At 70.8% G+C, this 11409-nt stretch carries 13 protein-coding genes; 7 read left to right on the forward strand and 6 right to left on the reverse strand.

What is annotated here, in order from left to right; genetic code table 11:
* Positions 1-22: 22 nt before the first annotated feature.
* Together ABZ453_RS01920 and ABZ453_RS01925 are read right to left on the reverse strand one after the other, a co-directional pair.
* Positions 23-853, reverse strand: a complete 831-nt coding sequence (locus ABZ453_RS01920; protein ID WP_359010534.1) for an ABC transporter permease — start codon at positions 851-853, stop codon at positions 23-25.
* Positions 850-1764 (reverse strand): ABC transporter ATP-binding protein, encoded by a 915-nt coding sequence (locus ABZ453_RS01925; RefSeq protein WP_359010536.1) that lies wholly within the window; start codon positions 1762-1764, stop codon positions 850-852. The genes ABZ453_RS01920 and ABZ453_RS01925 overlap by 4 nt, the downstream gene beginning before the upstream one ends.
* Positions 1765-1898: 134 nt before the next feature.
* On the opposite strand from ABZ453_RS01925, the gene ABZ453_RS01930 reads away from it, so the two are divergent.
* The 5 genes from ABZ453_RS01930 (at position 1899) to ABZ453_RS01950 (ending at position 5747) form a co-directional block, all read left to right on the forward strand.
* Entirely contained in the window at positions 1899-3095 is a 1197-nt protein-coding gene (locus ABZ453_RS01930) for a sensor histidine kinase (protein ID WP_359010538.1), read from the forward strand.
* Positions 3092-3760, forward strand: a complete 669-nt coding sequence (locus ABZ453_RS01935; protein WP_359010540.1) for a response regulator transcription factor — start codon at positions 3092-3094, stop codon at positions 3758-3760. Before ABZ453_RS01930 ends, ABZ453_RS01935 begins: the two co-directional genes overlap by 4 nt.
* Before the next feature lie 183 nt (positions 3761-3943).
* On the forward strand, positions 3944-4177 hold the full coding sequence (locus ABZ453_RS01940; protein WP_359010542.1) for a hypothetical protein: 234 nt from the start codon (positions 3944-3946) through the stop codon (positions 4175-4177).
* Positions 4125-4871, forward strand: coding sequence for a DNA repair protein RecO (gene recO / locus ABZ453_RS01945; RefSeq protein ID WP_359010544.1), 747 nt, complete (start codon positions 4125-4127; stop codon positions 4869-4871). Before ABZ453_RS01940 ends, recO begins: the two co-directional genes overlap by 53 nt.
* Before the next feature lie 24 nt (positions 4872-4895).
* A complete protein-coding gene (locus tag ABZ453_RS01950; protein ID WP_359010546.1) occupies positions 4896-5747 on the forward strand; it encodes an isoprenyl transferase in 852 nt (283 codons plus the stop codon).
* Between the two features lie 69 nt (positions 5748-5816).
* Here the strand turns inward: ABZ453_RS01950 and ABZ453_RS01955 are convergent, their stop codons facing one another.
* The 4 genes from ABZ453_RS01955 to ABZ453_RS01970 all read right to left on the reverse strand — a co-directional run bounded on the left by ABZ453_RS01955 (position 5817) and on the right by ABZ453_RS01970 (position 8944).
* Entirely contained in the window at positions 5817-6227 is a 411-nt protein-coding gene (locus tag ABZ453_RS01955; protein ID WP_359010548.1) for a transcriptional repressor, read from the reverse strand.
* Between the two features lie 68 nt (positions 6228-6295).
* Positions 6296-7198: a metal ABC transporter permease gene (locus ABZ453_RS01960; protein ID WP_359010550.1), complete on the reverse strand. Its 903-nt coding sequence runs from the start codon at positions 7196-7198 to the stop codon at positions 6296-6298.
* A gap of 10 nt (positions 7199-7208) precedes the next feature.
* The gene (locus tag ABZ453_RS01965; protein WP_359010552.1) at positions 7209-7961 is read right to left on the reverse strand and encodes a metal ABC transporter ATP-binding protein; all 753 of its coding nucleotides are present in this window, start codon (positions 7959-7961) and stop codon (positions 7209-7211) included.
* A 23-nt stretch (positions 7962-7984) separates the two neighbouring features.
* Positions 7985-8944: a metal ABC transporter substrate-binding protein gene (locus ABZ453_RS01970; RefSeq protein ID WP_359010554.1), complete on the reverse strand. Its 960-nt coding sequence runs from the start codon at positions 8942-8944 to the stop codon at positions 7985-7987.
* Positions 8945-9094: 150 nt separating this feature from the next.
* Between ABZ453_RS01970 and ABZ453_RS01975 the strand changes: the two genes are divergently transcribed.
* Positions 9095-10477, forward strand: a complete 1383-nt coding sequence (locus ABZ453_RS01975; protein ID WP_359010556.1) for a glycine--tRNA ligase — start codon at positions 9095-9097, stop codon at positions 10475-10477.
* 89 nt (positions 10478-10566) lie between these two features.
* A complete protein-coding gene (locus ABZ453_RS01980) occupies positions 10567-11178 on the forward strand; it encodes a LysE family translocator (RefSeq protein WP_359010558.1) in 612 nt (203 codons plus the stop codon).
* The last annotated feature ends 231 nt before the right edge of the window (positions 11179-11409 follow it).

Here is an 11409-nt window from a genome sequence, read left to right on the forward strand (position 1 = left end):
CCCACCGCCGGCCGCGGGTTTCTCAGACGTCCCGCCGGTCGACGGCCACCACCGCGACCACCGCGCTCACCGCCGCCCACACCCCGAACACGACCCACTCGCCCGCGACGGTCGTCGGGTACTTGGAGACCAGGGTGAAGGGATGGGTGCCGTATCCGATGTCGACGAGCCGCACCCAGGCGTTGAAGGGCAGCGCGTTCCGCACGCAGGCGGTCCAGTGGTAGGTGTCGGTGACGAAGGACGGCAGCAGGAGCAGCACGAGGGTCGTCAGGACCATCGTCGTGGCGCTGTGCCGGATCAGCGCCCCCATGCCCATGCCGACCAGCGCGCTCACCGGGGCCAGCAGCGCCGACGCCACGACCACGCGCCAGGCGCCGGGAAACCCGATCGACACGCCCGCGCCCCGGCCGTCGAGGACGGCCTGGGTCGCCGCGAAGGAGGCGCCCGCGACCAGCGCGCCGTACAGCGTCATCACCGCCGTCACCACGACCACCTTCGCCGCGACCAGCGCCCGGCGGTCCGGGACGGCGGTGAAGGTCGTGCGGATCAGGCCCGTCGCGTACTCGCCGACGATCGTGATCGCGCCGATGCCCGCGCACGCCAGCACCAGCATCAGGGCGGCGCCCTGGGTGAAGGCGTCCCGCAGCGCCCAGTAGACGAAGTCGCGGTGGATCGGGCCGTCGTAGTGCGGGTAGTTGACGTAGTCGGCGCGGGCCGCGTTCGTGTTGAAGGCGACCAGGGCCAGGGCGCTCGCACCGAGGGCCCAGTAAGTGGAGCGCAGGGAACGGAGTTTGATCCACTCGGCGGCCAGCAGGTCGGTGAAGCGGGCGGCGGGCGGAGCGAGCGTGGTCATCGGCGGTCTCCGGCGAGGTACTCGACACGGTCGGCGGTCAGTTCCATGAACGCGGTCTCCAGGGAGGCGGCCGACGTCGACAACTCCCAGAGAAGGAAGCGGTGTTCATGGGCGATCTCACCGACCCGCACCGCACTCGCCCCGCTCACCCGCAGCGTCTCCACGTCGTCCGGCGCCACCACCGCGCCCTGCGCCTGAAGTACGGCGGCCAGCGGGCCGGCGTCCGGCGTGCGCACCGTCACGGTCGGCGCCGTACCGCGTGCGGCGAAATGGGCCAGGCTCTCGGCGGCGATCAGCTCGCCCCGGCCGATGACGACCAGCTCGTCGGCGGTGTGCTCCATCTCGGACATGAGGTGACTGGAGACGAGGACGGTACGGCCCTCGTGGGCCAGCCGCCGGAACAGCTCCCGCACCCACAACACCCCTTCCGGATCGAGTCCGTTGAGGGGTTCGTCGAACATCAGCACCGGTGGGTCGCCGAGCAGGGCGGCCGCGATGCCCAGCCGCTGCTTCATGCCGAGCGAGAAGGTGCCGACCCGGCGCCGGGCCGCCGCGTCGGTGAGACCGACCTCGGCGAGCACCTCGTCCACCCGGCGGCGCGGGATCCGGTTGCCGCGGGCCAGCGCGTGCAGATGCGCCCGCGCGCTGCGGCCGCCGTGCACGTCGTGCGCGTCGAGGAGGGCGCCGACGTGGTGCAGACCGCGGGGATGGCGGCGGAAGGAGTGGCCGCTGATCGTCGCCGTGCCGGACGTCGGCTCGACGAGGCCCAGCAGCATCCGCAGGGTGGTGGTCTTGCCCGCGCCGTTGGGGCCGAGGAAGCCGGTGACATGGCCGGGGCGGACGGTGAAGGACAGGTCGCGTACGGCGGTCGTGGGGCCGTACCGCTTGGTGAGCTGTTCGACTTCGATCATGTGGACCACGGTCGCGCGGGCGGGTGGTCCCGGGCATCGGGCGGACGCTGACACTCGTCCGGACCGGCTGTCGACCGTGGTTGTACGTCCCCGGGCCGATGACCGGCGCGGGAGGGGCCGCCTACGATCACGGCATGTCCGCCACCCCGCCTCCGCAGCCCCTGCTCAAGCGTCTGTCGCCGGGTGACTGGACGGCGGTCGTGTGGTGCGTGAGCACGCTGTTCACGCTGGTGACGACGTTCCGGCTGCCCGGCGAGCTGGAGCCCAGCCAGTGGCCGGCGGCCCAGCTCTACCGCTGGGACGGGATGCTGTTCCTGGCAGTGTCCACCGTGCTGGCGTTCCGGGGCGCCCGGCTGCTGCAACGCAGGCCGCTGCGCGCGCTGACGTGGACGATCCTCGCCGCGGTCGTCGAGACGACCACCCTCGGCGTGGGTGAGCTCCCCCTGGCGCAGTACCTCACCACCATCGTCGCGCTGTACTTCATCGCCGCGGCCCATCCCCGGCGCACCGCGCTCATCGCCCTGGCCCTGGCGGTCGGCACCCTGGCCGTCTACGTATCGGTGCGGATGCTGTGCGGCTGGGTCGCCGGTACGGGACCCGAACTGGCCGTCGCCCTCGTCACCGTCATCGCCTGGCTGCTCGGCAACTCCAGCCACCAGTCCCGACTGCACGCCGAACGCCTGAGCGCCGAGCACGCGGGCCGGGCCGTCACCGCCGAACGGCTGCGCATTGCCCGTGAGATGCACGACACCGTCGCCCACAGCATCGGCATCATCGCCCTCCAGGCGGGCGCCGCGGCCCGGGTGGCCGGGACCCGTCCCGAGGCGGCCCTCGCGGCCATGCGGGCGGTGGAGACCGAGGGCCGCGAGACACTGGCCGGCCTGCGCCGCATGCTGGTCGCGCTGCGGGCGGCGGACGACGGCGGCACCGGCGACGCGATCCCGGCGGGCCTGGACGACGTCGACCGCCTGGCGGCCACGACGACCGCGGCGGGCGTACGGGTGGAGGTACGGCGCCTCGGCGAGCCCCGCCGGCTCCCGCCGGAGATCGACCTGTCGGCGTTCCGGATCATCCAGGAGTCGGTGACGAACGTGGTCCGGCACGCGGGAACCCCCCGGTGCCAGGTCACCCTGCGCTACACCGACGACGACCTCACCCTCGAGATCACCGACGAGGGCCGCGGCCACGGCGCCCGCACCGACACCGGGTTCGGTCTGGCCGGGATGCGCGAGCGGGTCGCCCTGCTGCACGGCGAGTTCACGGCGGCCCCCCGCCCCGAGGGCGGTTTCCGGGTCGCGGCGCGCCTGCCGGTACCGGCAGGCGTGCGATGACGGACCGGGCGGTACGGGTCGTCCTCGCCGACGACCAGGAACTCATCCGCACCGCGCTGAGCATGGTGATGGCCGAGCTCGACGACCTGGAGGTGGTCGGCGAGGCGGCGGACGGCACGGAGGCCGTACGGCTGACGGCCGAACTCGCCCCGGACGTCGTCGTCATGGACATCCGCATGCCGGGCATGGACGGCATCGAGGCCACCCGCCGCATCACCGCCTCCGGCTCCGACGCCCGGGTGGTCGTCCTGACCACCTTCGACGACGACGACCACGTCTACGGCGCCCTGCGGGCCGGCGCGTCCGGCTTCTTGGTCAAGGACATGGGGCTGGACGACATCATCGGCGCGGTGCGCGTCGTGGCGGCCGGTGACGCGCTGATCGCGCCGAGCGTGACCCGCCGCCTCATCCACGACTTCGCCGCACGCCCCGAACCGGCCGTCGGCCGCCGGGAACTGACCGGTATCACGGACCGCGAACGCGAGGTCCTCACCCTGGTCGGCTCCGGCCTGTCCAACACGGAGATCGCGGCCGAGCTGTGCATCAGCGTCGCGACCGCGAAGACGTACCTCACCCGGCTGCTGACCAAACTCGACGCGCGGGACCGCGTCCAGCTGGTCATCCTGGCGTACGAGGCCGGGCTGGTGTCCGTACGGCCCCGGTGAATTCCGCTGTCCCTCCGTCAGACGCGTGAAGTGCGCAGACTCCTGCCGATTTTAGGGGCTGTACGCCGTTATCGGCAGCAAAAGCGTGAAATCAAAAAGGGAAGGGGAAGCACGCTGGAGTGCCGGGTCTCACCTCCGCCCGGAATTCCGAGTCGCTTTTATTACGGTCGTTAAGGAGAGGAAATGAAGCCCCCCAAACCACCGGTCGGCAGTCATGTCGTGGACACGTGTACCGGGAAGGCCGGGATCGTGATGGGCCACGAGGGGCCGTACGTCCAGCTGAGACCCTTCGGCGGTGGCAAGGAGTGGGACGCCGATCCGGGGGCTGTGCGGGAGGCCCCCGCGGTGGGCGAGAATGGGGCCCATGAGCCTGTTCCGCGACGACGGCATCGTGCTGCGCACCCAGAAGCTCGGTGAGGCGGACCGCATCATCACGCTGCTCACGCGCGGGCACGGGCGGGTGCGGGCCGTGGCCCGCGGTGTGCGGCGGACCAAGTCGAAGTTCGGGGCGCGGCTCGAACCCTTCTCCCATGTCGACGTGCAGTTCTTCGTGCGGGGGAGCGAGCTGGTGGGGCGCGGGCTGCCGCTGTGCACGCAGAGCGAGACCATCGCCCCGTACGGCGGGGGGATCGTGAGCGACTACGCCCGCTACACCGCGGGCACCGCCATGCTGGAGACCGCCGAGCGCTTCACGGACCACGAGGGCGAGCCGGCGGTCCAGCAGTACCTGTTGCTCGTCGGCGCCCTGCGGACGCTGGCCCGCGGCGAGCACGCCCCGCACCTCGTCCTCGACGCCTTCCTGCTGCGCTCCCTCGCCGTCAACGGCTACGCGCCCAGCTTCAGCGACTGCGCCAAGTGCGGGCTGCCCGGGCCGAACCGGTTCTTCTCCGTCGCCTCCGGCGGCTCGGTCTGCGCCGACTGCCGGGTGGCCGGCAGTGTCGTACCGTCTCCGCAGACCCTGGACCTCCTCGGCGCGCTGCTTACGGGAGACTGGGAGACCGCGGACGCGTGCGAGCCGCGGTACGTCCGGGAGGGGAGCGGGCTGGTGTCCGCGTATCTGCACTGGCATCTGGAACGCGGACTGCGTTCGCTTCGTTACGTAGAGAAGTAAGCGGTAAGAGGAGACGAGAAGCACATGGTCGTACGCGGGATCCTGGGAAGCCGGCGCCGCGAGTACAAGGCGCCGGAGCCGCACCCGTCGGGCGCCCGCGCGCCGAAGCTCCCGGGTGAGCTCGTCCCCAACCATGTGGCGATCGTCATGGATGGGAACGGCCGCTGGGCCAAGCAGCGCGGACTGCCCCGCACCGAGGGCCACAAGGTCGGCGCCGAGCGCGTCGTGGACGTGCTGCAGGGCGCGATCGAGATGGGCGTCGGCAGCATCTCGCTGTACGCCTTCTCCACCGAGAACTGGAAGCGTTCGCCCGACGAGGTCCGCTTCCTGATGAACTTCAACCGCGACTTCATCCGCAAGAGCCGGGACACGCTCGACGAACTGGGCGTCCGGGTGCGTTGGGTGGGCCGGATGCCCAAGCTGTGGAAGTCGGTCGCCAAGGAGCTCCAGGTCGCCCAGGAGCAGACGAAGGACAACGACCGGCTGACCCTGTACTTCTGCATGAACTACGGCGGCCGCGCGGAGATCGCCGACGCGGCGAAGGCGCTCGCCGAGGACGTGGCGGCGGGCCGCCTGGATCCCGGCAAGGTCAACGAGAAGACCCTCGCCAAGTACCTGTACTACCCGGACATGCCGGACGTGGACCTGTTCCTGCGGCCCAGCGGCGAGCAGCGCACCTCCAACTACCTGCTCTGGCAGAGCGCCTACGCCGAGATGGTCTTCCAGGACGTGCTCTGGCCCGACTTCGACCGCCGTGACCTGTGGCGGGCGTGCGTCGAGTTCGCCTCCCGCGACCGCCGCTTCGGCGGCGCCGTGCCGAACGAGGAACTGCTCGCCATGGAGGCGGCGATGAGGGGCGACGACACCACGTCGTGAAGCCCCCCGCCTCCAGGCCCGTGCGTTCCTCAGGCTGTGAGCACAGGGCGCGGCCGCACCCTGACCGGCTCAACCTGCGGCGCAGTCCGCGCAGGTGCCGAAGATCTCCACCGTGTGGGCCACGTTGACGTAGCCGTGTTCGGCGGCGATGGCCTCCGCCCATTTCTCGACCGCCGGGCCCTCCACCTCCACCGCCTTGCCGCAGACGCGGCAGACCAGGTGGTGGTGGTGCTCGCCGGTCGAGCAGCGGCGGTAGACCGACTCGCCGTCGGAGGTGCGCAGGACGTCGACCTCGCCGGCGTCGGCGAGGGACTGCAGGGTGCGGTAGACCGTGGTGAGGCCGACCGAGTCGCCCTTGTGCTTGAGCATGTCGTGAAGCTCCTGCGCGCTGCGGAACTCGTCGACCTCGTCCAGGGCTGCCGCCACGGCGGCCCGCTGCCGGGTGGCACGGCCCTTCACGGGCGGTCCAGCGGTCGTCACCGGTTCCTCCTTCACGAGGGTCGCGTCTGCGCCTGCCCGGTCATTGTGCCAGCCCGGGCTGTGGGCGGTCAGACGCCGACCTTCCCCCCGGCCTCCCGACCGGCCGGAATCGCGCACTCCACGGGGTCGCCGGCGGGCCGCGCGGCGGCGGCCGCACGGGCGCGGCGGCGGGCGAGAGGGGCGGCGAGGGCGGTCAGCAGGACGAAGGCCGCGATGGTCAGCAGCACGATCGTCGCCCCGGGCGGCACGTCCTGGTAGTACGAGGTGATCGTGCCGCCGAGGGTCACCGACACGCCGATGGCCACCGCGATCGCGAACGTCGCCGCGAAGCTCCGGCTGAGCTGCTGGGCCGCGGCTACCGGCACCACCATCAGCGCGCTGACCAGCAGCAGCCCCACCACCCGCATCGCGACCGTCACCGTCACGGCCGCCGTGACCGCGGTGAGCAGGTTCAGCGCCCGCACCGGCAGCCCCGTCACCCGCGCGAACTCCTCGTCCTGGCTCACCGCGAACAGTTGCCGGCGCAGACCGAGGGTGACCAGCACGACGAAGCCCGCCAGCAGACAGATCGCCGTCACGTCCGACGGCGAGACCGTCGAGAGCGATCCGAAGAGGTACGACGTCAGGTTCGCGTTGGAGCCGCCGGGCGCGAGGTTGATGAACATCACCCCGCCCGCCATACCGCCGTAGAAGAGCATGGCGAGGGCGATGTCGCCGCGGGTGCGGCCGTACCAGCGGATGAGCTCCATGAGGATCGCGCCCAGCACGGACGTGAGGGTCGCCATCCACACGGGGGAGGCCGAGAGCAGGAAGCCGAGGCCGACACCCGTCATCGCGACATGCCCGATGCCGTCGCCCATCAGGGCCTGGCGGCGCTGGACGAGGTAGATGCCGATCGCCGGGGCCGTGATGCCGACCAGGACGGCGGCGAGCAGGGCTCGCTGCATGAAGGCGTAGTCGAGGAAGTCCATCACAGTCCCATCAGCTCAGCAGCCCCGTGCGGATCGGCCCGTGGGGATGTACGTGGTCGTGGCCGGGAAGGGCGTGCTGCCCGAGTGCGGGCGGCGGCGGTCCGTCGTGCGTCACGCAGCCGTCGCGGAGCACGACCGCGCGGTCGATCAGCGGCTCCAGCGGCCCGAGTTCGTGCAGCACGAGCAGGACGGTCGAACCGGCCGCCACCTGCTCCCTGAGCGTCCGCGCCAGCACCTCCTGACTCGCCAGGTCCACGCCCGCCATCGGCTCGTCCATGATCAGCAGTTCGGGTTCGGCGGCGAGCGCGCGGGCGATCAGGACGCGCTGGTGCTGGCCGCCGGAGAGGGCGTTCACGGAGTCCTTCGCCCGGTCCGTCATCCCGACCAGCTCCAGCGCCCGGCGCACGGCCGCGTGGTCGGCCCGGCGCAGGACGCCGAAGCGGGTCCGGGAGAGCCGTCCCGAGGAGACGATCTCGGTGACGGTCGCCGGGACACCGCCCGCGGCCGTGGTGCGCTGCGGTACGTACCCCACGCGCGCCCAGTCCCGGAACCGCCTTCTCGGCGTCCCGAACAGCTCGATCTCCCCGGCGCTCACCGGCACCTGGCCGATGACCGTCCGGACCGCCGTCGACTTGCCGGAGCCGTTGGCGCCGAGCAGCGCGACGACCTCCCCCCGTGCCACGGTGAGGTCGATGCCGCGCAGCACGGGGCGCGAGCCCAGCTCGGCGGTGACCCCCCGCAGGGATATGACGGGCTCGGTCATGCCGTCCTCCGCGTCCTTCGGTGTCACTTCGTCCCCAGGGCCGTCTGCAGCGCCTTGAGGTTGGCCTCCTGCACGGAGAAGTAGTCCCTGCCGCGGGACTTGGCGGTGATGCCCTCGATCGGGTCCAGGACGTCCGTCCTCAGACCGGCGTCGGAGGCGACGGTCTTCGCGGTCTTGTCGCTGACGAGCGTCTCGTAGAAGACCGTGGTGACGTGGTCGGCCTTCGCCAGCTGCTCCAGGGCGCGCACCCGCGCCGCGCTCGGCTCGGACTCGGGGTCGAGGCCGTTGATGGCCTCCTCGGTCAGGCCGTAGCGCTCGGCGAGGTAGCCGAAGGCGGCGTGGGTGGTGATGAAGACCTTTGACCGGGTGTGCGCGAGCCCGTCCTCGAACTGCTTGTTCAGCTCGTCGAGCCTCTTGACCAGGGCCGCGGTGTTCTTCTTGTAGTCGGCCGCGTTCTTGGGGTCGGCCTTCTCGAAGGCGGCGCCGACCCCCTCGGCGACGTGGGCGTAGCGCACCGGGTCGAGCCAGATGTGCGGGTCGAGGCCGGCCAGCTCCTCGTTCTTGGAGTCGTCGTGGGAGGCCGCGTGGCCGCCGACCTCGTTGCCGTGCTTCTCCAGCGAGGTGAGGGAGGCGGCGTCGATCTTCGTCTTCACGCCGGACTGGGCCACCGCCTCGTCGACGGAGGGCTGGAGGTTCTTCAGGTACAGCACCGCGTCGGACTCCTGCAGCCGCGCGGTCTGCTGGGCGCTGATCTCCAGGTCGTGCGGTTCCTGGCCGGGCTGGGTGAGGCTGGTGACGTGGACGTGGGCGCCGCCGATCCGCTCGGCGAGGAAGGCCATCGGATAGAACGACGCGACGACGTCGAACTTGCCGTCACCGGCCGCGGCGGCACCGGCGGAGGAGCAGGCGGAGAGGGTGGTGAGGCCGAGGGCGGTGACGGCCGCCACGGCCACCCCGGTTATGTGCTGTCGTCGTACGTTCATGACAGTCATTTTCATCTGACATGGAAACCGTTGTCAATAAACGATCCGACCGGAACCGATTTGATTGAGGGGGAGCCCCCGCCGGTACCCTGAAGCATTCGCTCTGAAGCGTCTCGCTTCGTCGCCCGTCGTCGTAATGAAGAGAGCACCGTGGCCGCCGACAAGATCGACACCATCGTCAGCCTGAGCAAGCGCCGTGGCTTCGTATTCCCCTGCAGTGAGATCTACGGCGGCCAGCGCGCCGCCTGGGACTACGGACCGCTGGGTGTCGAGCTCAAGGAGAACCTGAAGCGCCAGTGGTGGCGCTACATGGTGACGTCGCGCGAGGACGTGGTCGGTCTCGACTCGTCCGTGATCCTGGCCCCCGAGGTCTGGGTCGCCTCCGGCCACGTCGCCACCTTCACGGACCCGCTGACCGAGTGCACCTCCTGTCACAAGCGGTTCCGCGCCGACCACCTGGAGGAGGCCTACGAGGCCAAGCACGGTCGCCTCCCGGAGAACGGCCTGGCCGACGTCAACTGCCCCAACTGCGGCAACAAGGGCCAGTTCACCGAGCCCAAGCAGTTCTCCGGTCTGCTCTCCACGCACCTCGGCCCGACGCAGGACAGCGGCTCCGTCGCCTACCTGCGCCCCGAGACCGCGCAGGGCATCTTCACCAACTTCGCCCTGGTGCAGACCGCCGCGCGCAAGAAGCCGCCGTTCGGCATCGCGCAGATGGGCAAGTCCTTCCGCAACGAGATCACGCCCGGCAACTTCATCTTCCGCACCCGCGAGTTCGAGCAGATGGAGATGGAGTTCTTCGTCAAGCCGGGCGAGGACGAGAAGTGGCAGGAGTACTGGATGGAGCAGCGCTGGAACTGGTACACCGGTCTCGGCCTGCGCGAGGAGAACATGCGGTGGTACGAGCACCCGCAGGAGAAGCTCTCCCACTACTCCAAGCGCACCGCTGACATCGAGTACCGCTTCCAGTTCGGCGGCAACGAGTGGGGCGAGCTCGAGGGTGTGGCCAACCGCACCGACTACGACCTCACCGCCCACTCCAAGGCCTCCGGCCAGGACCTCGTCTACTACGACCAGGAGGCCCAGGAGCGCTGGACGCCGTACGTCATCGAGCCCGCGGCCGGTGTCGGCCGCGCGATGCTGGCGTTCCTGCTGGACGCCTACGTCGAGGACGAGGCCCCCAACGCCAAGGGCAAGCTGGAGAAGCGCACGGTGCTGCGCCTCGACCACCGGCTGGCCCCGGTCAAGGTCGCGGTGCTCCCGCTCTCCCGCAACCCCGAGCTGTCCCCGAAGGCCAAGGGCCTCGCCCAGGCCCTGCGGCAGAACTGGAACATCGAGTTCGACGACGCCGGCGCCATCGGCCGCCGCTACCGCCGCCAGGACGAGATCGGCACGCCGTACTGCGTGACGGTCGACTTCGACACGCTCGAGGACAACGCGGTGACGGTGCGCGAGCGGGACTCGATGAAGCAGGAGCGCGTGTCGCTGGACCAGATCGAGGGCTACCTGGCGGGTCGCCTGGTGGGCAGCTGACCTCTGCCGCAACCGCGTTGCGGTGGTCCCCGATGCAGGTGCCGGATTGGACCTGTATCGGGGACCGGTGCGGCGACAGGCTGGCGGGCATGAGCCTCGCCTTCCTCCTCACCACCCTGGTCGTCGTCGCCACCCCCGGCACCGGCGTCGTCTACACCCTCGCTGCCGGGCTGTCCCACGGCCGGCGGGCGAGCGTGGTCGCCGCCTTCGCGTGCACGCTCGGCATCGTGCCGCACGTGCTGGCCACCGTGACCGGGCTCGCGGCCCTGCTGAACGCGAGCGCCGCGGCCTTCCAGGTCGTCAAGTACGCCGGAGTCGGCTATCTGCTGTACATGGCCTGGGCGACCCTGCGGGACCGGCGCGCCATCGACGTCGACGAGGAGGCCGCGCCGCTCTCCGCCGGGCGCGTGATCGTGCGGGGCGTGCTGATCAATCTGCTCAACCCGAAGCTGACGATCTTCTTCGTCGCGTTCCTGCCGCAGTTCGTGGACCCGGCCGCCCAGCACGCCCTGCCGCGCATGCTGGGTCTGAGCGGTGTGTTCATGCTGGCGACGTTCGTCGTCTTCGCCCTCTACGGAGTGCTCGCCGCCTCGGTCCGCAGCCACGTCACCTCACGGCCGAGGGTGATGACGTGGCTGCGACGGACGTTCGCCGGGTCGTTCGTGGCGCTCGGGGCCAAACTGGCGGTGACCGCCCGTTAGGGCCTGTTGCACAGTCCCGCGTGCCCCGCGACGCCCGGCACGCTCCCCCACGCTCGAACAACCTCGCGCGGGGGCCCCACGACGCCGCAGGGCCCCCCTCTGGGCGGACGGCGGGACTTTCGCAACAGGCCCTAACCTTGTTCTTTATCTACCGTCCGCGTCATAGGGCGGGGATGGATGGTTCCAGACGGCGTCTGACCGGCTGACAACCTTCCGAAGTTCGCGGGCACT

Origin of the sequence: Streptomyces sp. NPDC005799 (assembly GCF_040630525.1) — a bacterium.
In the GTDB taxonomy this organism is placed as follows: Bacteria; Actinomycetota; Actinomycetes; order Streptomycetales; family Streptomycetaceae; genus Streptomyces; species Streptomyces griseorubiginosus_B.